This is a genomic window from Pseudomonas sp. NPDC086581 (genome assembly GCF_044746165.1).
Taxonomy (GTDB): Bacteria; Pseudomonadota; Gammaproteobacteria; order Pseudomonadales; family Pseudomonadaceae; genus Pseudomonas.
In genome coordinates this window covers 179,336-198,066 of sequence record NZ_JBIVBR010000011.1, presented here as the reverse complement: position 1 = coordinate 198,066, position 18,731 = coordinate 179,336, and the positions used below count along the sequence as shown (strand labels likewise).

Sequence of the window (18,731 nt, the reverse complement as noted above, 5' to 3'; positions counted from 1 at the left end):
GCAGCGGAAGTGCTGCATTCGTAGGGCGCATAACCGCTTGCGGTTATCCGCCATGTCCGCGCCATGGGGTTGGCGGCGGATAACGCGTTCCGCGCTATGCGCCCTACGAAGGGCGGGTTTAACCGCCGCCGCCCGGCGCCAGCAGGAGGTTCGGTGCGGTGCGCAGATAGCCGTCTTCGGCGAGGCGGATGTCCAGCGCGAGGCTGGCCAGGTCGTCCGCCTGGGCCTCGGCGTGCTTATCGTGCTCGAGGTAGAACTGTTTTAGGTAGGACTGGCAGCCGGGGCAGGTCTCGGCCTTGAGCGGTGCCTGGTCGCTGGCCACGCCTTCGCGCTGCAGTGAGTAGTAGGCCAGCCCCTTGCTCTCGGCGCAGTGGCTGCATTTTACCCGCACGTAGTGCCATTCGCAGGAGCACAACGAGCAGGACAGGTAGCGCAGCCCGGCATGCTTGCCCTGGCTGCGGATCATCCCCGCCACCGGCGGCGCGCCGCAGGCCGGGCAAAGGGTCTGGCTGTCGGTTTCCGCCAGGGTGTCGTCGGGCAGTTGCAGCAACCACTGGCTGAAGGCGACCTGCAGGACGGCGCCGAGAAAGGGCACCAGTGCCGGCGGCAGCAGGTCGAACTGGCCGTTGAGCAAGCCTAGCGCCCAGGCCTTGCGCTGGCCGGAATCGGCGCTACGCAGAACCTTCAGCGCTTCGACCACGGCCGGGTTGGCGGTGACTTCATAGGCGTCGAGGAAGGCGTCCAGCAACGGCAGCCACGCGCCTTCACGCACCAGCACTTCGTAGGCCAGCGGCGGCATGCGGTGCTCGCGGCTGCGGGCCAGCGCGACGGCGTCCGGCGATTGCAGGAACAGCTTGCGGTCGAGCAGCGCCTGCTGCGTTTCGCAGACCCCGGCGATCAGTTCGAGGTAGCCCTGCAGGGGATTGCCCGGCGCCAGCTCACGCAGGCGCGCGGCGCGGCGGGAGAACAGGTCGGGGGACGGCAGGTTGAACAGCGGAGGAATGTTGGCGGCAGCTTCGATCTGCCCGGGTTCGAGAATTCGGCCTGACACGCAGGACTCCTTGTTGGGTTCGGAGAGGGGCCTGAAAGCCCCTCTCCCTAGCCCTCTCCCTGAAGGGAGAGGGGATGGTTCGTGCCGGCTGACGCACGGGCGTCAACCGGCGATTACGTCGAGCGTCAGTGCCCCTTGCCCTTGTCCACATCCTTGAGCCACGCCGCGTGGTGCTTGCGCGCCCAGCCGCGGCTGACCCAGCCGTAGAGCATGGCGCCCATCGAGCCCTTCACCCAGATACCGGCGTAGATGTGCACCAGGATGCTGCAGATGAGCACGAAGGCGGCGAAGGCATGCAGCAGCGAGGCGATGCGGATGAGGTCGATGCCGAAGAAGTGGCTGAAGTAGGCACGCCACATCACGAATCCAGTCACCAGCAGTACCAGCATGCACAACAGCAGGGTCCAGAACAGCAGCTTCTGTCCGGCGTTGTAGCGGCCGACTTCCGGGAGGTTCTCCTCGCGGTTGGTGACCACGTCGCGCCATTGCTTGAGCCACTGCACGTCGCGCTTCTCCACCAGGTTGTGGTGGGCGAAGCGGATCACCAAGCCGAGGAAGAACAGGAACATCGCCACCCCGAGGAAGGGGTGCAGGACGCGAGTCCACGGGCCGCCGCCAAACAGGTTGGTCAGCCAGAACATGGCCGGGTGGAACAGCGCCAGCCCCGAGAGGCCAGCGAGGAAGAACAGAATGGCCACCATCCAGTGGTTACTCCGTTCGTTGGCGTTGTAGCGCTGGATATCTTTTTTCATGTCGTCGGGCTCCTGGGAGAGCTTGCGAGCACCCTCTCCCCAACCCTCTTCCTGAAGGGAGAGGGGGCAGTTCGGCGTGTGGGCTCAGCGTGGAGTACGCGGATCATAGTCATGCACCGAAGGGTCGACCTTGTGCACCGGTGCCTGCGGGTCGGGTCCGTCTTCCTCGTCCTCTTCGACCCGATTGGGGCCGATGCGGGTGTAGTGGAAGAACCCGGCCAGCACCACGCCCGCCATGGCCAGCAGGCCCAGCGGTTTGGTGAGGCCTTTCCACAGGCTGACCATCGGGCTGATGGCCGGCTTGTCGGGCAGGCCGGCGTACAGCGAGGGCTGGTCGTTGTGGTGCAGCACGTACATGACGTGCGTGCCGCCCACGCCTTGGGGGTCATACAGGCCGGCGTTCTCGAACCCGCGGGACTTCAGGTCCTCGATGCGCTCGGCGGCGTGCTCCTTCATGTCTTCCTTGGTGCCGAAGACGATGGCGCCGGTCGGGCAGGTCTTCACACAGGCCGGCTCCATGCCCACCGCCACGCGGTCGGAACACAGGGTGCACTTGTACGCCTTGTGGTCCTTCTGCGAGATGCGCGGGATGTTGAACGGGCAGCCGGTGATGCAGTAGCCGCAGCCGATGCAATGGTCCTGATTGAAGTCGACGATGCCGTTGGCGTACTTCACGATGGCGCCGGGGCTCGGGCAGGCCTTCAGGCAGCCGGGCTCCTCGCAGTGCATGCAGCCGTCCTTGCGGATCAGCCACTCCAGGTTGCCGGCCGGGTTCTCATGCTCGGTGAAGCGCATGACCGTCCAGGACTGGTCCGTGAGGTCGATGGGGTTGTCGTAGGTGCCGTGGTTGTGGCCCACCTCGTCGCGCAACTCGTTCCATTCCGAGCAGGCGACCTGGCAGGCCTTGCAGCCGATGCACTTGGACACATCGATCAGCTTGGCCACTTCCTGTTCGTGCCGCACCGAAGGTGACGGCAAGGTCGTGGCGGAGCGGGCGTAGATGTCTTGACTACTCATGCTTCACCTCACGCCTTTTCCACGTTGACGAGGAAGGACTTGAACTCCGGCGTCTGCGTATTCCCGTCGCCCACGAAGGGGGTCAGGGTGTTGGTCAGGTAGCCGTTGCGCGCCACACCCGAGAAGCCCCAGTGCAAGGGGATGCCCACGTGGTGCACGGTCTGGCCGTTGACCTGCAGCGGACGGATGCGCTTGGTCACCACCGCCACCGCCTTGATGAAGCCGCGGTTGGAGGAGACCTTCACGCGGTCGCCGGCCTTGATGCCGAGTTCCTTCGCCAGCGCCTCGCCGATCTCGACGAACTGTTCCGGCTGGACGATGGCATTCAGACGGCAATGCTTGGTCCAGAAGTGGAAGTGCTCGGTGAGTCGGTAGGTGGTCGCGGCGTAGGGGAACTCTTTCGCTGTGCCGAACAGCTCCATGTCGTTCTTGAACACCCGCGCCGCCGGGCTGCTGATCGCCTGCGGGTTCTTGTGCAGCGGGTTGACGCCGATCGGCGTCTCGAACGGCTCGTAGTGCTCGGGGAACGGGCCTTCGGCCATCTTGTCGACGGCGAAGAAACGCGCCACGCCTTCGGGGTTCATGATGAACGGGTTCATCCCCGCTTCCGGCGGTACGTCGGCCTTGTAGTCGGGCACGTCGGTGCCGCCCCAGGCCTTGCCGTTCCACCACACCAGGCGTTTCTTCACCGGGTCCCACGGCTTGCCGCTGACGTCCGCCGAGGCGCGGTTGTAGAGGATGCGCCGGTTGGCCGGCCACGCCCAGGCCCAGCCCAACGTCTGGCCCATGGCGTACGGGTCGCTGTTGTCGCGGCGGGCCATCTGGTTGCCCAGTTGCGTCCAGGAGCCGGCGAAGATCCAGCAGCCGCTGGCGGTACTGCCGTCGTCGCGCAGCAGCGCGAAGGCCGGAAGCTGCTCGCCGGCTTTCGCCAGGACCATACCGTTGTTCGGGTCGACGAGATCCGCCAGCGCCTTGCCGTTGTACTCCTTGGCGATTTCCTCCGGGGTCGGCTCATCGGGCGTCAGGTACGGCCAGTCGAGCCCGAGGATCGGGTCGGGGAAAGCGCCGCCATCCTTGCGATAAGCCGCCTGCAAACGATGCAGCAGGCCGCTCATGATGGCGATGTCGGTACGCGCTTCTCCCGGCGGCTCGGCGCCCTTCCAGTGCCACTGCAGCCAGCGGCCAGAGTTGACGATGGAGCCGTCCTCCTCGGCGAAGCAACTGGTCGGCAGGCGGAATACCGTGGTCTGGATAGCCTTGGTGTCGACGTCGTTGTGCTCGCCGGCATTGCGCCAGAACTCGCTGGTCTCGGTAGCCAGCGGGTCCATCACCACCATCCACTTCAGCTTGGCCAGCGCGGCGCTGACCTTGGCCTTGTTGGGGAAGGACGCAATGGGGTTGAAGCCCTGGCAGAAGTAACCGTTGACCTTGCCCTGGTACATCATGTCGAAGTAGCGCAGCACGTCGTAGCCGGCGCCGGGCATGTCCAGCTTCGGCAGCCAGTCGTAGCACCAGTTGTTCTCCTTGGTCGCGGCCTTGCCGAACCAGGATTTCATCAGGCTGACGTGGAATTTCGGGTAGTTCTGCCAGTAGGACAACTGCCCTGGGCGCAGCGGTTTGCTGGTGCGCTTGGTGATGTAGGCGTTGTAGTCCTGCTCCGCGTCCATGCCCAGGGTCAGGTAGCCGGGCAGCGAGTTGGACAGCAGCCCCAGGTCGGTCAGGCCCTGGATGTTGGAGTGGCCGCGCAGGGCGTTCATGCCGCCGCCGGGCATGCCGATGTTGCCCAGCAGCAGCTGGACCATCGCGCCGGTGCGGATCATCTGCGCGCCCACCGAGTGCTGGGTCCAGCCCAGGGCGTACATGATGGTCATGACCTTGGTCGGCGCCGCAGTGGTGGAAATCTCTTCCCACACCTTGAGCATCATGTCCTTGGGCGTGCCGCAGATGTTGCTCACCACATCCGGCGTGTAGCGGCTGTAGTGCTGCCTCATCAGGTTGAACACGCAGCGCGGGTGCGTCAGGGTCGGGTCGACCTTGGCGAAACCGTCCTCGCCCAGCTCGTACTGCCAGGAGGACTTGTCCGGGTAGGTGCGCTTCTCCGCGTCGTAACCGTTGAACAGCCCGTCGTCGAAGCCGAAGCCTTCCTTCACGATGAAGGAGACGTCGGTGTAGTTGTGCACGTATTCCTTCTGGTACTTGTCGTTTTCCAGCAGGTAGTTGATCAGACCGCCGAGGAAGGCGATATCCGTGCCGGTACGGATGGGCGCGTAATAGTCGGCGACCGAAGCGGAACGGGTGAATCGCGGGTCGACCACCAGCAGGCGCGCCTTGTTGTGCGCCTTGGCTTCGGTTACCCACTTGAAGCCGCACGGATGCGCTTCAGCGGCGTTTCCGCCCATGATCAGAATCAGATCGGCATTCTTGATGTCGGTCCAATGGTTGGTCATGGCTCCACGGCCAAACGTCGGGGCAAGACTTGCCACCGTCGGGCCGTGTCAGACACGCGCTTGGTTGTCGAACGCCAGTACGCCGAGAGAACGAACCACCTTGTGGGTGATGTAGCCCGCTTCGTTGGAAGACGCCGACGCGGCCAGGAAGCCGGTGGTCAGCCAGCGGTTCACCGTCTGGCCCTGGGCGTTCTTCTCGATGAAGTTGGCGTCGCGGTCTTCCTTCACCAGCTTGGCGATGCGATCGAGCGCCTCGTCCCAGCCGATGCGCTTCCACTCGGAAGAGCCCGCTTCGCGAATCTGCGGGTACTTCAGGCGGTTGGGGCTGTGGACGAAGTCCAAGAGGCCAGCGCCTTTGGGGCAGAGCGTGCCGCGGTTGACCGGGTGATCGGAATCACCCTCGATGTGGATGATGTTCTGCGCGACGTTCTTCGCCGCATCACCCTGGCTGTACATGAGGATGCCGCAACCCACCGAGCAGTATGGGCAGGTGTTGCGGGTCTCGACGGTGCGCGCAAGCTTGAAGTGGCGGATCTGGTCGGCGAATGCATCCGGGGGTGCCATCCCGAGTGCCGCCAGGCTCGATCCTCCAAGGCCCACGGCGCAGACCTTGAAAAATTGCCGACGGTTCATATCCATCGTGCGTCTCCTGATCAGGCAGCGTACGTCCGGTGCATGGCCGGACCCTTGCTGCTTAAAAGATAGCCAAGCGGGCGCAATGCGCCAGCTTTGAGCGGGGCAGACCATGCACGCCACGGATTTGCGGCGCATTGACGCGCGTCAGTGCGTCACTCAGAACGTGCCGCCGAGTACCCCCAAATGGGCAACGGGCGGGTAGGCACAGGAGATACTTTCGCCGTCTGCGCGGCAGGCGGATTGCGCGCGGTCTGGCTGGAGGGATTCGTGCAGCCCGAGCAGGGCCACGCCGATGAGGGCAGCGAGCAGGTAATGGCGCGCATGTCTTTTTCTTATCGCTTTCATGACGACCTCCGTCACTTCAGCCTGCGATCGGGCCTTGCAGCCCTGCCATGGGTTTGAGTCTGGAACCTGTGGCCAGTCTGTCAACCGAAGTGCTTGACCGAAATGCCCGAACAGTACGGCAGCCGGGCCGTTAACCAGCCCATCGCCGGCCCGTTAGGGTGGCAGGACCTGATTGCCCAAGAGCGCTTCCATGTCGTCCGCCGCCTCGCCCTACCCTCACCTGCTCGCCCCGCTCGACCTGGGCCCGATTCAACTGCGCAACCGCGTGGTGATGGGCTCGATGCATACCGGCCTGGAAGACCGCCTGTGGGATTTCGGCAAGCTCGCCGCCTACTACCGCGAGCGGGCGCGCGGCGGTGTCGGGCTGATCATCACCGGCGGCTTTGCGCCCAACCGCGAAGGCTGGCTGCTGCCGCTGGGCAGCAGCCTCACCAGCGGCCTGCAGGTGCCGGCGCACCGGCGCCTGACCCAGGCGGTGCACCGCGAGGGCGGGCGTATCCTGCTGCAGATTCTCCACGCCGGGCGCTACGGCTATCACCCGCTGGTGGTCTCGGCCTCGCCGGTGAAATCGCCGATCAGCTGGTTCGCCCCGCGCGCGCTGTCCGAGCGCGGCATCCTGCGCACCATCGCCGCCTTCGTACGCTGCGCGAAGCTCGCCCACGCCGCCGGCTACGACGGCGTGGAGATCATGGGCAGCGAAGGCTACCTGCTGAACCAGTTCCTCTGCCCGCGCACCAACCAGCGCGAAGACCGTTGGGGAGGCGACCTGGGCAACCGCATGCGCCTGCCGCTGGAAATCGTCCGCCGTACTCGCCGCGCGCTGGGCGAACGCTTCGTCATCAGCTACCGCCTGTCGCTGCTCGACCTGGTGGAAGGCGGCAACACCTGGGACGAGGTGCGCACCGTGGCGCGAGCCCTCGAAGGCGCCGGCATCGACCTGCTCAACACCGGCGTCGGCTGGCACGAGTCACGAGTGCCGACCATCGTCACCTCGGTGCCGCGCGCCGCCTTCGCCGACGTCACCGCACGCCTGCGCCGCGAGCTGCGGGTACCGGTGATTGCCAGCAACCGCATCAACACGCCAGAAGTCGCCGAGCGATTGCTCGCCGAAGGCCACGCCGACCTCGTGTCCATGGCCCGGCCGCTGCTGGCCGATCCGCAGTTCGTGGAAAAGGCCGCCGCCGGGCGCGCCGCTTCGATCAACACCTGCATCGCCTGCAACCAGGCCTGCCTGGACCACGCCTTTGCCAACCGCCGCGCCAGTTGCCTGGTCAACCCGCGCGCGGCCTTCGAGACCGAACTGCGCTACCGCAAGGCACGCGTCCACAAGCGCATCGCGGTAATCGGTGCCGGGCCGGCCGGGCTGTCCGCCGCCTGCGTCGCCGCCGAGCGCGGCCACCGGGTGACGCTGTTCGAAGCCGCCGGGGAGATCGGCGGGCAGTTCAACCTGGCCAAGCGCGTGCCGGGCAAGGAAGAATTCCACGAGACGCTGCGCTACTTCGCCGTGCGCCTGGGCGAACTGGGCGTCGAGGTGCAGCTGGGCCGGCGCATCCGGCGCGGCGAACTGAGCGGCGAGTACGACGAGGTGATAGTCGCCACCGGCATCCAGCCGCGCACGCCGTCGATTCCGGGCATTGGTCATGCCAAGGTGCTCAGCTACCTCGATGTGCTGCGCGGCGCAGCGGTCGGCGAGAAGGTCGCGCTGATCGGCGCCGGCGGCATCGGCTTCGACGTCGCCAGCTTCCTGCTGACCGAGCGCGACGGCCCGCAGCCGCTGGGCGAGTGGCTGGGCCAGTGGGGCATCGACCTGGACAACGCCACCGGCGGCGGGCTGATCCCGCCGGTCGCCGCCGCTCCCCGCCGGCAGCTCTGGCTGCTGCAACGCAAGGCCGGCCAACCCGGCGCCGGGCTGGGCAAGACCAGCGGCTGGGTACACCGCGCGCACCTCAAGCATCACGGCGTGCGGATGCTCGGCGGCGTCGAGTACCGGCGCATCGACGACGACGGCCTGCACCTGCGCATCGACGGCCAGGAGCAATGCCTGGCGGTGGACAACGTGGTGATCTGCGCCGGCCAGGAACCGCTGCTGGACCTGCAGCCGACGCTGGCGGCGCAGAACCTGCGCTACCACATCATCGGCGGCGCCAGCGTGGCGCGGGAGCTGGATGCCAAGCGGGCGATCCGCGAGGGTGCTGAGCTGGCGGCGCGGTTATAAGCGCAGTTGTTTTCGTAGGAGCGAGCTTGCTCGCGAACCGCCCAGCTCTGCAGTTGCCTGGAAAATGTTCGCGAGCAAGCTCGCTCCTACAGGGTCGGTCCATCTGTATACCTGCTGGAAGGGGCCACGCCGGCGAAGTGCGCCCAGGGCGTTCGACGTCACCCCTCCAGCAACACCTTGATCGCCTGCAGGTCGCGCTCCACCCACTGGGCGTCACGCTCGAAGGTGGCGTCGTCCATCTGCGGCTGGCGCAGCAGGGTCAGTTGCAGCTCGCAGCCATCGCCATTGGCGATCAGCCGCAGTGGGATGTGGACGGCCGGTGCCTGCTCGGGCAGCACGTCATGGTCGAGCACGCCGAACGCGTTGCGCGGCGAGAAGCGCACGCGCAGGGGGCCCTGGGGTGTCTGCGCCAGCCAGAGATCACCTTCCAGCGGCTCGATGGAGCTGCACAAGCCTGAAGCCCAGTAAGGGAAGTTCGTCGGGTCGGCGAGGAACTCGTAGGCTGTGTCGCGCGGCCGCTCGATGCGGACGCTCAGCACGCGGGAAGCGCGGGTGGCCATGGTCGGGACCTCCATCGGGGCGGGAGCGATGCTCCAGTGTGGTGCATACTACGCGGCTGACTATTCTCGATCGACCGCTGGCCAGCCCTTCGCTGTCCTGCTTTGCGACCCTTTCCGGAGCTTCCCATGCCTACGCCACCCTGGTGGTTGTTCGTCCTTCCGCTGATCGCCGGCGCCTGCCTGCCCCTTCAGGCCGGCATCAACGGCCAGTTGGCCAAGCAGGTGTCCAGCGTGCTGGCCGCCGCGCTGATTTCCTTCTTCGTCGGCATGCTCGGGCTGCTCGCGCTGACCCTGGCCAACCGCGAATTCCCCAGCCTCGCAGCGATGCGCGGGATGCCCTGGTGGCAGTGGTGCGGCGGCTTCCTGGGGATGTTCTTCATCTTCATCGCCGCCTTCGCCGCACCGCGCGTCGGCGCGCTGATGTTCATGGTGCTGGTGCTCGCCGGCCAGCTGGGCATGGCACTGGCACTGGACCACTTCGGCTGGGCCGGTTTCAAGGAAGCGCCGGTGAGCGCCCTGAAAATCGCCGGCATGGCCGCCATCGCCGTAGGCATCTGGATGATCCGCAAGGGCTGAGCCACTCCGTCTACTCTGAGCACGGATGGCTCGCCCGCAGGAGATTTGCATGACCGATATCCAAGTGATCCTGGTCGACGATCACGACAACCCGACCGGCACGATGGAAAAACACGAGGCCCATCGTCTCGGGCTGCGTCACCGTGCCATCTCGGTCTATGTGTTCAACCGCGCCGGCGATCTGCTGCTGCAGCGCCGCGCAGCGGGCAAGTATCACTGTGGCGGACTGTGGAGCAATACCTGCTGCGGCCACCCTTACCCCGATGAGTCCGCGAAGCACGCCGCCGAACGCCGGCTGCGCGAGGAGATGGGCGTACGGGTCGAGCTGCACAAGCTGTTCGAGTTCAGCTATCGCCTGGAGTTGGCCAACGGCATGACCGAGCACGAATACGGCCACCTGTTCGGTGCCGTCGACGAACAGCCGCCGCGCCCCGATCCGCAGGAGGCCGACGACTTCCGCTACGTCGCCCTGCCCGAACTGGAAGCCGAGATGGCTGCGCACCCGGAGCGCTTCACGCCCTGGTTCCTCCTCTGCTACCCGACGTTCAGGGACTATCTGCGCGATAACGGCGGAATCGCCGTTCTGTAGAACGCCCCCTCTGTTGATCGCCGCTCTGTTCGTCGAAAGGCCGCGCAATTCTGCGCGCCGGCCACTATGATGCGCGCCTTCGCGCCACCGCTACCGACTTGCCGCCATGAGAAAACCACCGCTGATTGCCAACGCCGAACTGGACCGCCTGGAAACCTGGGCGAAGTACACCTCGGGCCTGTGCAAGGACTGCAACGCCACCTGCTGCACCATGCCGGCGGAAGTGAACGTCAACGACCTGATCCGCATCGGCGTGGTCGACGAATTCGAGCGCGACGAACCGGCGAAGAACATCGCCAAGCGCCTGCTCAAGGAAGGCGTCGTCGAGCGCTTCAACCAGAAGAGCGGCATCTTCACCCTGACCCGCACCAGCAACGGCGACTGCTACTTCCTCGACCGCAAGACGCGCCTGTGCAGCGTCTACGCCAAGCGCCCGGACACCTGCCGCAACCACCCGCAGGTCGGACCGCGCCCCGGCTACTGCGCCTACCGCAAGAAGACCGGCTGATCACGGCCGGCTGACAGCACGGGGCTCCCGGCTCGCTATACTGCGCGCCAGCTCAGGAGCCCCTCATGAATTCCCTGCTCGAAGCGTGGCGGCACTCGCCAACCCATCGTCGTGTCTGGGCGCTCGCCGCGCCGATGATCCTCTCCAACGTTTCCGTACCGCTGGTCACCCTGGTGGACAGCGCAGTGATCGGCCACCTGCCGCACGCCCACCAGCTGGGCGCCGTGGCGGTTGGCGGCGGGCTCTACACCCTGCTGGTCGGCGTGCTGGGCTTCCTGCGCATGGGCACCACCGGCTTCGCCGCCCAGGCGGCCGGCCGTGAAGATGGCGGAGCACTGCGGCGGATTCTCGGCCAGGGCCTGCTGCTGGCTCTCGGCCTCGCGCTGCTGCTCAGCCTGCTGGCGGTGCCGCTGACCGGCCCCGCGCTTGCGCTGATGCGCCCGTCCCCTGAACTGGACGTGCTGGCCCGCGAGTTCTTCCATATCCGCCTGTTGGGCCTTCCCGCAGCGCTGGCCACCTACGCACTGGTCGGCTGGTTCCTCGGCACACAGAACGCTCGTGCGCCGCTGGCAATCCTGCTGACCACCAACCTCATCAACATCGTGCTCAGCCTGTGGTTCGTGCTCGGCCTGGGCTGGGGCGTGGCCGGCGCGGCAAAGGCCGCGGTAACCGCCGAATGGGGCGGCGCGCTGCTCGGTCTGGCGCTGACCCGGGGCGCGCTGTTGCGCTTTCCCGGTCTGCCGGACTGGTCGCGCCTGCGTGCCTGGGCCAACTGGCGACCGCTGCTGATGGTCAACCGCGACATCTTCATCCGCAGCCTGGCGCTGCAGGGCGTGTTCTTCCTGCTCACGGTGCAGGGCACGCGCCTGGGCGACGCCACGGTGGCGGCCAACGCGCTGCTGCTCAACGGCCTGATGGTTACGGCCTACGCCCTCGACGGCCTGGCCCACGCCGTGGAGGCGCTGTGCGGCCACGCCATCGGCGGCCGAGACCGCACCGCCCTGCGCCGGTCGCTGGTAGTCGCCAGCGGCTGGTCGCTGATCGCCAGCCTGCTGTTCGTCGCCTTCTTCAGCCTGTTCGGCCACCTGTTCATCGCCCTGCAGAGCGACATCCCGGAAGTGCGCGCCACCGCCGACCAGTACCTGCCCTACCTCGCCTGCCTGCCACTCATCGGCATGTGGAGCTACCTGCTCGACGGCCTGTTCATCGGCGCCACCCGTGCCCGCGAGATGCGCAACGCCATGCTGCTGGCCTGCGCTGCCAGCCTGCCACTGGGTTTCGCAGTGCAGGGCTGGGGAAATCACGGATTGTGGCTAACCTTCCTATGCTTCATGTTGCTGCGCGCGCTGGTCCTTGCCGGCTACGCGTGGAACCTGACACGCCAAGACGCCTGGCAGGCGCCTGCCAGTCCCTGACCTGTTGAGGAGACGCCATGCCGGCTTGTCCCATTCCCGTTGACGAATCCCTGCGTCAGCAGACCCTGGAGGAGATGAACCTGCTCGACACCCCGGCCGAGCACTATCTGGATACGCTGGTGCGGCTGACCCAGGACCTGGTGAAGGTCGATACCGTGCTGATCAGCCTGATCGACCAGGATCGCCAGTGGTTCAAGGCCCGTGTCGGCCTGGAGGCCACCGAGACCACGCGCGACGTGTCCTTCTGCGGCTACGCGATCCTCGGCGAGGACACGCTGCTGGTGCCCGACGCCACCCTCGATGAGCGCTTCGCCGACAACCCGCTGGTGCTCGGCCCGCCCTACATCCGCTTCTACGCCGGCCGGCCGCTGCGCGCTGGCAATGGCCAGGCCATCGGCACCCTGTGCATGATCGATCCCAGGCCGGGCACCATGAGCGAGGCGCAGCAAGCCAACTTCCGCGACCTCGCCACCCTCGCCGAGGGCTACCTGCAACTGCGCAGCCTGATCCAGAGCAACCGCGATCTGCGCGTGGAGATGGACCGTGAGCAACGCAAGGCCCTTCTCGACCCGCTGACCCAACTGTGGAACCGGGGCGGCCTGCTCACCTTCCAGGACCGCGAATGCCGCCTGGCGCGGGAGAACCACGTGCAACTGGGCGTGCTCTACGCCGACCTGGACTTCTTCAAGGCGATCAACGACAAGCACGGCCACGCCGCCGGCGACCAGGTGCTCTGCGAATGCGCCCGCCGCCTGCGCGCCGCGCTGCGTCCGGACGACCTGCTGGTGCGCCAGGGCGGCGAGGAGTTCGTCGCCTTGCTCAAGGTGAAGGACGGCGAGGAACTGCAGCGCATCGCCGAACGCGTGCGCGAGTTGATCGGCCACGAGCCCGTGCAACTCCCCTGCGGGCCGCTGCCGGTCAGCCTGAGCATCGGTTGCACCCTGCGGGCGGGAGAGGAGCCTGTCGATCAGGCGCTGGAACGCGCCGACGGCGCGCTTTACAGTGCCAAGCAGGCCGGGCGCAACCGGGTGAACTTCAGCGCGCCGCCGGCCTGAGCCTGATCACAAGCAAGGCCCCAGCAGAGGACCCACTCATGGCCCAAGCCATCGCCGCGTACCTGCACTACCTGTCGATATTCATCCTGTTCGCCTTGCTGGTGCTGGAGCACCAGTTGTTCCGCCTGCCGCTGGACCTGTCGCGGGCGCGCAGCCTGGTGATAGTCGACCTGGCCTACGGCGCCTGCGCCGGCGTGGTGCTGCTGACCGGCGCGGCGCGCGTCGTCTGGTTCGCCAAGGGCACGGATTACTACCTCCACAACAGCCTGTTCCACGCCAAGATCGGCCTCTTCGTGCTGGTGGCGCTGCTGTCGATCCTGCCGACCATGACCTTCCTCAACTGGCGCAACGAACTCAGGGCCGGGCGGGTTCCTGTCCCCAGCGAGCGCCAGGCCAAGCTGGTGATCATGACCATCCGCGTGGAGCTGCTGGCGCTGATGATCCTGCCACTCCTGGCGACACTGATGGCGCGTGGCTTCGGGATGATCGGCTGAGCCTCCGGACTGGCTGGCCGCATTCCTACAACCAGTACCGAGCAATCCGATACAGTCGCTCCGCTGATCCGTGGATGCTCCTGCGCAGCTTTGACTGCCGCAGGACCTCCACATGCTTCCCCAAGCCTTCAGCCGCCCGCTATGGCGGTTGTTCCCCACATTGGTGGTATTCGCCCTGAGCGGTTGCGCGAGTGACGAATTCACTTTCGAAGCCGACCTGCCGGGCGATTTCAGCCTGGTGGGTAATGCGCGCTATTCCCCACCCGAGGGCAGGCACTGTCATATCCCGGCGAAAGACGACCTTACGCAACGCCTCTTTGCCACGTCCGGCCGAGGTGAGCGCCCCTACCGGGTCAGTTATCAGGTCCCCCTGAGCCTGAACAGCGCCGGCTGCAAGCTTGAGCTACGACACATCCTCATCGAAATCGACGGCGAGCCGGCTAGCTATCCCCTGAACGCCGTGCCGTCCCACAACAGCTTCGCCAGCCTGACGATCCGCAACCGGCTTGCCGGCAGCCCCGGAATGCCGAAAAAGGGCGCGCGCATCTTCGACGGCCGGTGCCGCTGGTTGCTGCCAGACTCGCACGGCGGCAAGCGCCAACTGCAATGCCGGGCCTCGGACATCGACGGCAACTGGCTCACCGGCAGGCCCGGCGGCGAGCTGCAACGCGACGAACTTCCAGGCCGCATCGTCCGGCTGGCCATCGGCGTGGCGCCGGACATTGCCGCCTCGGCCGAGCCTCGCGGCACTCAGGCGCTGACGGCCGACTCCAGCAACTGAGCCAGCCGACGGCACAGGGCTGGCAAGTCCGTCGCCGCCGGTTGCAGGTAGAAACGCTCGCGCAGCACGTCCAGCAGCTCATCGGCACTCTCGATGCTGTGCTGCTCGACTTCGCCGTCCGCGCCACGCCGGCTGAATTGCCCGTTGAACAGCGACAGCCGCGCGCCGTCCTCGCTGAGCGCCACGCGCAGGGAGTTGCGGAACACGCTCTGCGGATAGGTCGAGGTGTACCAGTTGCGCATGCCGTAGTCGGCCCAGTGCTGCGGCTCGAGGGTGAAGCGGTACAGCGTCTGCCAGCCGGATGCCGAGCGGGTGGCCATCTCCAGTTCTCCGTCGACCGAACCGGTGATGCGCCAGCCACCGGGCAGCTCTTCGTTCACCCGCAGCGGCAGGGCGCTCGGCGAGGCCGGGCCGCCGAAGCCGATATCCACCAGGTGCGGCCCTTCGGGCAGGTCGATGCGCAGCAGCAGGTGCGTCTGCGGCGTCAGCGGCGCATTCGCCGGCAGGCCCCAGCGCACCCGCGCCACCAGCAGGGTCACGCGGTAATCCAGGCTGGCCAGCAGGCGGGCGAACAGGCTGTTCAGCTCGAAGCAGTAACCGCCGCGCTGATTTTCTACGACCTTGGCGAACACCGCTTCCGGTTCGATCAGGATGGGCTTGTCCAGCAGCACGTCCAGGTTCTCGAAAGGCAGGTGGTGCAGCGCCGCGACGATCAACCGGTCGAGGATCTCCAGCGTCGGCGCAGGTCGCTCCAGCGACAGGCCGAGGCGTGCCAGGGTCGCGTCGAGCTGGGCAGCGCTGAAGGGGGTGAGCGGGGTCATGCGAATCTCCTTTCGCGAAGCATCAATGGCGGTGGTCGGCGGTCGATTCGGGGATCACCAGCGGGCCGCAGCGCTCATCGCTGACGATTACCGCCAGCAAGCGCGCGGGCTCGCTGGCGCTGGGGTTCTCGGCGAACAGGTGCAGCTCGCGGCTGGGCTCGAACCAGGTCTCGCCCGCGTTGTAAGTCTGCGCCGGCAAACCCTGCATCTGCGAGCGCACCTGACCGTTGAGCACGATGGCGGTCACCGCGCCGGGATGGCGGTGCGCCGGGGTGTAGCCGTTGGGCGGGAAGTCCACCTGCAGCGTGGTCACGACCTTGCCCGGCATGTCGGCCAGCGGCTCGCAGGACAGGCGCTTCACTTGCGTGCTCGGCCGCGCGCCGGCCGAAGGCCCGGCATGGCTTTGCGCAAGGCTGACCAGCAAAGCTCCCGTGGCGATGACCGCGACCAGCACAAGCCCGGCGCGGGCTTCACGTCTGGATGAGAGAGCCATGGCGAGGTTCATGCCGGCACGCCCGCCAGGCGAAAGCCCGGCTGCCAGCCCAGGCGATGGCGCGCCTTGGCCGAACTGACTTCGATGTCCTGTTCGGCGATGTTGTAGGCGCCGTGTGCGCCCCACTCTAGCGCCAGCAGGGCGGCGCGGGCGGCATCGTCCACATGCACGGCCAGCCTCGGGTCTGCTGCATCGGCTCCCGTACCCGGTCCGTAGAGTCGGCCGTAGCGCAACACGATGCCTTCCATCGGCCGCGCACCCAGCACCGCCTCTTCGAGCGCGGCGACGCCGCCGACACTGATGGCGCGCGGGCCTTCGGCGCCCAGGTCCAGCGGTTGTTCCTCGTGCAGCGGCAACTCGCCCGGCGCGTAGGCCCAAGCGATGCTCTGCGCCACCATGCGCTCGACACCAGCGGCACGAGCTGCTGCCACGAGGTTGGCGGTGCCTTCGCGGCGAACCCGCGCGTTGCGCGGTTGGGCGGCGGGCATCAGGGCAGGGTCGAGGCCGGCAGGCAGGTCGGTGAGCTGGTGGATCACCCAGCGCGGCTGGAACCGCCGCATGGCGGCACTCAGGGCTTGCGCGTCATAGACATCCAGCACCAGCGCCTGCGCCCCGGCGGCCTCCAGCGCGGCGGCTCGCTGCGCGCAGCGACTGATCGCCAGTACCTGGTAACCACGCTCCAGCAGCATCGGCAGCAGACGCTGGCCGATGGCACCACTGGCTCCCGCGAAGAAGACTTTCATGCACATGGGGACCTCGAATCAGACAGCAGGGACATGTCGCCACTCTAGTGACGCGATGCCCCACCCCACAGTGCCAAGATCACGCAGAACGACTGGGACATGATTGCCGATTCTTGATCCATGTCCACGCAATGTCACGCTCATCGTCTATAACAAACGGCTCAATACACCGATCCCTAGGAGTCGCCATGAGCCAAGTCTTCGATGTTGCCGTTGTCGTCGGCAGCCTGCGCAAGGAATCCCTGAACCGCAAGATCGCCAAGGCCTTCGCCGCATTGGCGCCGGCGAACCTGAAGCTGGAAATCGTGGAGATCGGCGACCTGCCGCTGTACAACGAGGAGCTCGACGTGGGCACTCCGCCCGCCAGCTACACCGCCTTCCGCGAGCGCATCGCCCGCGCCGATGCGGTGCTCTTCGTTACCCCGGAATACAACCGCTCGGTGCCCGGCGTGCTGAAGAACGCCATCGACGTCGGCTCGCGCCCCTACGGCAAGAGTGCCTGGAACGCCAAGCCCTGTGCCGTGGTCAGTGCCTCTCCGGGCGCCATCGGCGGCTTCGGCGCCAACCACCACCTGCGCCAGTCGCTGGTGTTCCTCAACATGCCGGTGCTGCAACAACCCGAAGCCTACCTGGGCGGCGCCGGCGGTTTCTTCGACGAAGCCGGCAAGCTGTCGGATAAGACCGAGCCCTTCCTCAAGAGCATCATCGATGCCTTCTCCGCCTGGATCGTGCAGAACCAGCCGCGCTGATCGACAAAAGCGCCGGCTTCGGCCGGCGCTTGTCCATCACTCCTCGAGCAATCGCGCCAGGCGCTGGCGCAGGTAGCGGTTCTCCGCTCGCAGCTCATCCACCTCATCCAGCAGCCGCAGTGCCAGGGCAATGCCCGGCCAATCCAGCTCGAACTCACGACGCAGGCGCACCGCGCGGCGCACCACGCTGACCGCCTGGTAATCGAAGACCCAATGCCCGGCGCGCTGTTCGCGGGGCTCCACGATACCCACCTCGACGATCTCGACGAGCACGTCGCGGGGGAGGTTCACCGACTGGCAGAGCTCGTCGAGGTCCACCACCATCACTGTCGTCGTCATGCGCGTTTACCCCAATCGGCACGGGGGTCGAAGGCTGCCTTGGCAGCCAGTTCTTCCCAGAGTTTACGGGTCGCTTCGTCCGCGGCCTTCGGCATCACCACCTTGAGCACAGCGTAGAGATCGCCGGCGGCGGCAGCGCCCTTGTTCGGCAGGCCCTTGCCCTTGATGCGCAAGCGCTGGCCGGCCTGGCTATTGGCCGGGATGCCGAGGCTGATCCGCCCCCCCAGCGTGGGCACTTCCACCTTGGCGCCGAGCGCCGCTTCCCACGGCGCCACTGGCACAGTGACGATGAGGTCGCGGCCGTCGACGTCAAACAGCGGGTGCGGCACCAGGCGGATCGCCAGGTACAGGTCGCCCGCCGGCCCGCCATTGATGCCCGGCGCGCCCTGTCCCTTGAGGCGGATACGTTCGCCGTCGGCGGTGCCCACGGGAATTTTCACGTTCAGCGTCTTGTTTTGCGGCGGCAGCTTGCGACCGTACTCGTCATAGCTGGGCAGGCTGAAACTGATCGGCCGGCTCTCGCCGGAGAGGGTTTCCTCCAGGAACAACGGGACTTCCATCTCCACGTCCTGGCCCCGGTGGACCTGCGGTTGGCGCGCACCACCGAAACCACCGGCGCGGCCACCGAATATCTGCTCGAAGAAGTCGCTGAAGTCCTGCTCGTGCCCCGGCGGCGGGCCGTCGAAACCACCGCGCGGCTGCCAGCCGGGCGGCGCTTCGAACTGCGGCCCCTGAGAGCCGTACTTGCGCAGCTCGTCGTACTCGGCACGCTTTTCCGGGCTTTTCAGCACCTCGTAGGCTTCGGAGACATCCTTGAATTTCGCCTCGGCGTCAGGCTCCTTGCTGACGTCCGGGTGATACTTGCGCGCGAGCTTGCGGTAGGCGGTCTTGATCGCCTTCTCGTCGGCCTCGGGTTCGACCCCGAGCGCGGCGTAATAGTCCTTGAATTCCATCGGTAGCGGTCACTCCTCACATGCGTGGGTCCTGTCGGCGCCTGGGACAAGGGGATTCGCGCGGGCAGCCGGAGCCGCTGCGCGCACTGCGAGGCGAACAGGTGGAAAAAGCAGGTTCTGCGACAACAGATGGAGTCGCGGCGCCTGCTTTTCAACACTGCCTGCAAGCCTAGACGCTGATCCTGCATCGCG

At 66.6% G+C, this 18,731-nt stretch carries 20 protein-coding genes; 9 read left to right on the top strand and 11 right to left on the bottom strand.

The genetic code is table 11. The features are described from left to right. Window positions 1-118 precede the first annotated feature (118 nt). From fdhE to ACIPK7_RS22275, 5 genes are all read right to left on the bottom strand, one after another. Window positions 119-1,051, bottom strand: coding sequence for a formate dehydrogenase accessory protein FdhE (gene fdhE / locus ACIPK7_RS22295; protein ID WP_401090236.1), 933 nt, complete (start codon window positions 1,049-1,051; stop codon window positions 119-121). Window positions 1,052-1,176: 125 nt separating this feature from the next. After that, window positions 1,177-1,803, bottom strand: a complete 627-nt coding sequence (locus ACIPK7_RS22290; protein ID WP_253445548.1) for a formate dehydrogenase subunit gamma — start codon at window positions 1,801-1,803, stop codon at window positions 1,177-1,179. Between the two features lie 84 nt (window positions 1,804-1,887). Beyond that, window positions 1,888-2,820: a formate dehydrogenase subunit beta gene (fdxH, locus tag ACIPK7_RS22285; protein WP_192434313.1), complete on the bottom strand. Its 933-nt coding sequence runs from the start codon at window positions 2,818-2,820 to the stop codon at window positions 1,888-1,890. Between the two features lie 8 nt (window positions 2,821-2,828). Further along, a complete protein-coding gene (fdnG, locus tag ACIPK7_RS22280; protein WP_401090233.1) occupies window positions 2,829-5,906 on the bottom strand; it encodes a formate dehydrogenase-N subunit alpha in 3,078 nt (1,025 codons plus the stop codon). Between the two features lie 153 nt (window positions 5,907-6,059). Continuing rightward, window positions 6,060-6,248, bottom strand: coding sequence for a hypothetical protein (locus ACIPK7_RS22275; RefSeq protein ID WP_192434309.1), 189 nt, complete (start codon window positions 6,246-6,248; stop codon window positions 6,060-6,062). Window positions 6,249-6,438: 190 nt separating this feature from the next. On the opposite strand from ACIPK7_RS22275, the gene ACIPK7_RS22270 reads away from it, so the two are divergent. Beyond that, complete coding sequence (locus ACIPK7_RS22270; protein WP_401090231.1) at window positions 6,439-8,463, top strand: FAD-dependent oxidoreductase; 2,025 nt, start codon at window positions 6,439-6,441, stop codon at window positions 8,461-8,463. Window positions 8,464-8,621: 158 nt separating this feature from the next. Here ACIPK7_RS22270 and ACIPK7_RS22265 read toward each other — a convergent pair whose 3' ends face one another. Beyond that, on the bottom strand, window positions 8,622-9,023 hold the full coding sequence (locus ACIPK7_RS22265) for an SRPBCC family protein (RefSeq protein ID WP_401090229.1): 402 nt from the start codon (window positions 9,021-9,023) through the stop codon (window positions 8,622-8,624). Window positions 9,024-9,149: 126 nt separating this feature from the next. Here ACIPK7_RS22265 and ACIPK7_RS22260 point away from each other — a divergent pair, with 126 nt between their 5' ends. From ACIPK7_RS22260 to ACIPK7_RS22230, 7 genes are all read left to right on the top strand, one after another. Continuing rightward, window positions 9,150-9,599, top strand: coding sequence for a DMT family transporter (locus tag ACIPK7_RS22260; protein ID WP_017520596.1), 450 nt, complete (start codon window positions 9,150-9,152; stop codon window positions 9,597-9,599). Between the two features lie 49 nt (window positions 9,600-9,648). After that, window positions 9,649-10,188, top strand: coding sequence for an isopentenyl-diphosphate Delta-isomerase (idi, locus tag ACIPK7_RS22255; protein ID WP_401090227.1), 540 nt, complete (start codon window positions 9,649-9,651; stop codon window positions 10,186-10,188). A gap of 106 nt (window positions 10,189-10,294) precedes the next feature. Continuing rightward, entirely contained in the window at window positions 10,295-10,696 is a 402-nt protein-coding gene (locus tag ACIPK7_RS22250; RefSeq protein ID WP_169936289.1) for a YkgJ family cysteine cluster protein, read from the top strand. A gap of 65 nt (window positions 10,697-10,761) precedes the next feature. Beyond that, window positions 10,762-12,111: an MATE family efflux transporter gene (locus ACIPK7_RS22245; protein ID WP_401090225.1), complete on the top strand. Its 1,350-nt coding sequence runs from the start codon at window positions 10,762-10,764 to the stop codon at window positions 12,109-12,111. A gap of 17 nt (window positions 12,112-12,128) precedes the next feature. After that, window positions 12,129-13,166, top strand: coding sequence for a diguanylate cyclase (locus tag ACIPK7_RS22240; RefSeq protein WP_401090223.1), 1,038 nt, complete (start codon window positions 12,129-12,131; stop codon window positions 13,164-13,166). 38 nt (window positions 13,167-13,204) lie between these two features. Continuing rightward, window positions 13,205-13,660 carry a DUF2214 family protein gene (locus ACIPK7_RS22235; protein ID WP_401090221.1) on the top strand — a complete coding sequence of 152 codons (456 nt, stop codon included), beginning with the start codon at window positions 13,205-13,207 and terminating at the stop codon, window positions 13,658-13,660. A 112-nt stretch (window positions 13,661-13,772) separates the two neighbouring features. After that, window positions 13,773-14,441: a hypothetical protein gene (locus ACIPK7_RS22230; RefSeq protein WP_401090219.1), complete on the top strand. Its 669-nt coding sequence runs from the start codon at window positions 13,773-13,775 to the stop codon at window positions 14,439-14,441. On the opposite strand, the gene ACIPK7_RS22225 is transcribed toward ACIPK7_RS22230, so the two are convergent. Genes ACIPK7_RS22225 through ACIPK7_RS22215 form a run of 3 tightly spaced genes read right to left on the bottom strand, consistent with a single transcriptional unit; the run spans window position 14,411 to window position 16,504 of the window. Next, window positions 14,411-15,262 carry an arylamine N-acetyltransferase gene (locus ACIPK7_RS22225; RefSeq protein ID WP_401090217.1) on the bottom strand — a complete coding sequence of 284 codons (852 nt, stop codon included), beginning with the start codon at window positions 15,260-15,262 and terminating at the stop codon, window positions 14,411-14,413. The two genes, ACIPK7_RS22230 and ACIPK7_RS22225, sit on opposite strands and share 31 nt — an antisense overlap. 22 nt (window positions 15,263-15,284) lie before the next feature. Next, window positions 15,285-15,755 (bottom strand): cupin domain-containing protein, encoded by a 471-nt coding sequence (locus ACIPK7_RS22220; protein WP_401090215.1) that lies wholly within the window; start codon window positions 15,753-15,755, stop codon window positions 15,285-15,287. Window positions 15,756-15,763: 8 nt separating this feature from the next. Further along, on the bottom strand, window positions 15,764-16,504 hold the full coding sequence (locus ACIPK7_RS22215; RefSeq protein WP_401090213.1) for an NAD-dependent epimerase/dehydratase family protein: 741 nt from the start codon (window positions 16,502-16,504) through the stop codon (window positions 15,764-15,766). Window positions 16,505-16,686: 182 nt separating this feature from the next. Between ACIPK7_RS22215 and ACIPK7_RS22210 the strand changes: the two genes are divergently transcribed. Continuing rightward, complete coding sequence (locus tag ACIPK7_RS22210) at window positions 16,687-17,247, top strand: NADPH-dependent FMN reductase (RefSeq protein WP_401090211.1); 561 nt, start codon at window positions 16,687-16,689, stop codon at window positions 17,245-17,247. Between the two features lie 36 nt (window positions 17,248-17,283). On the opposite strand, the gene ACIPK7_RS22205 is transcribed toward ACIPK7_RS22210, so the two are convergent. Both ACIPK7_RS22205 and cbpA read right to left on the bottom strand, forming a co-directional pair. Continuing rightward, the gene (locus ACIPK7_RS22205) at window positions 17,284-17,586 is read right to left on the bottom strand and encodes a chaperone modulator CbpM (protein ID WP_239745631.1); all 303 of its coding nucleotides are present in this window, start codon (window positions 17,584-17,586) and stop codon (window positions 17,284-17,286) included. Beyond that, window positions 17,583-18,539 (bottom strand): curved DNA-binding protein, encoded by a 957-nt coding sequence (cbpA, locus tag ACIPK7_RS22200; protein ID WP_192434301.1) that lies wholly within the window; start codon window positions 18,537-18,539, stop codon window positions 17,583-17,585. The genes ACIPK7_RS22205 and cbpA overlap by 4 nt, the downstream gene beginning before the upstream one ends. Window positions 18,540-18,731 lie beyond the last annotated feature (192 nt).

Bases quoted from the DNA above. Each gene is read 5' to 3' on its own strand.
- ACIPK7_RS22290 (WP_253445548.1), bottom strand. From the start codon at position 1,803: ATGAAAAAAGATATCCAGCGCTACAACGCCAACGAACGGAGTAACCAC.
- fdxH (WP_192434313.1), bottom strand. From the start codon at position 2,820: ATGAGTAGTCAAGACATCTACGCCCGCTCCGCCACGACCTTGCCGTCA.
- ACIPK7_RS22275 (WP_192434309.1), bottom strand. From the start codon at position 6,248: ATGAAAGCGATAAGAAAAAGACATGCGCGCCATTACCTGCTCGCTGCC.
- ACIPK7_RS22270 (WP_401090231.1), top strand. From the start codon at position 6,439: ATGTCGTCCGCCGCCTCGCCCTACCCTCACCTGCTCGCCCCGCTCGAC.
- ACIPK7_RS22265 (WP_401090229.1), bottom strand. From the start codon at position 9,023: ATGGCCACCCGCGCTTCCCGCGTGCTGAGCGTCCGCATCGAGCGGCCG.
- ACIPK7_RS22260 (WP_017520596.1), top strand. From the start codon at position 9,150: ATGCCTACGCCACCCTGGTGGTTGTTCGTCCTTCCGCTGATCGCCGGC.
- idi (WP_401090227.1), top strand. From the start codon at position 9,649: ATGACCGATATCCAAGTGATCCTGGTCGACGATCACGACAACCCGACC.
- ACIPK7_RS22250 (WP_169936289.1), top strand. From the start codon at position 10,295: ATGAGAAAACCACCGCTGATTGCCAACGCCGAACTGGACCGCCTGGAA.
- ACIPK7_RS22245 (WP_401090225.1), top strand. From the start codon at position 10,762: ATGAATTCCCTGCTCGAAGCGTGGCGGCACTCGCCAACCCATCGTCGT.
- ACIPK7_RS22240 (WP_401090223.1), top strand. From the start codon at position 12,129: ATGCCGGCTTGTCCCATTCCCGTTGACGAATCCCTGCGTCAGCAGACC.
- ACIPK7_RS22235 (WP_401090221.1), top strand. From the start codon at position 13,205: ATGGCCCAAGCCATCGCCGCGTACCTGCACTACCTGTCGATATTCATC.
- ACIPK7_RS22230 (WP_401090219.1), top strand. From the start codon at position 13,773: ATGCTTCCCCAAGCCTTCAGCCGCCCGCTATGGCGGTTGTTCCCCACA.
- ACIPK7_RS22225 (WP_401090217.1), bottom strand. From the start codon at position 15,262: ATGACCCCGCTCACCCCCTTCAGCGCTGCCCAGCTCGACGCGACCCTG.
- ACIPK7_RS22220 (WP_401090215.1), bottom strand. From the start codon at position 15,755: ATGGCTCTCTCATCCAGACGTGAAGCCCGCGCCGGGCTTGTGCTGGTC.
- ACIPK7_RS22215 (WP_401090213.1), bottom strand. From the start codon at position 16,504: ATGTGCATGAAAGTCTTCTTCGCGGGAGCCAGTGGTGCCATCGGCCAG.
- ACIPK7_RS22210 (WP_401090211.1), top strand. From the start codon at position 16,687: ATGAGCCAAGTCTTCGATGTTGCCGTTGTCGTCGGCAGCCTGCGCAAG.
- ACIPK7_RS22205 (WP_239745631.1), bottom strand. From the start codon at position 17,586: ATGACGACGACAGTGATGGTGGTGGACCTCGACGAGCTCTGCCAGTCG.
- cbpA (WP_192434301.1), bottom strand. From the start codon at position 18,539: ATGGAATTCAAGGACTATTACGCCGCGCTCGGGGTCGAACCCGAGGCC.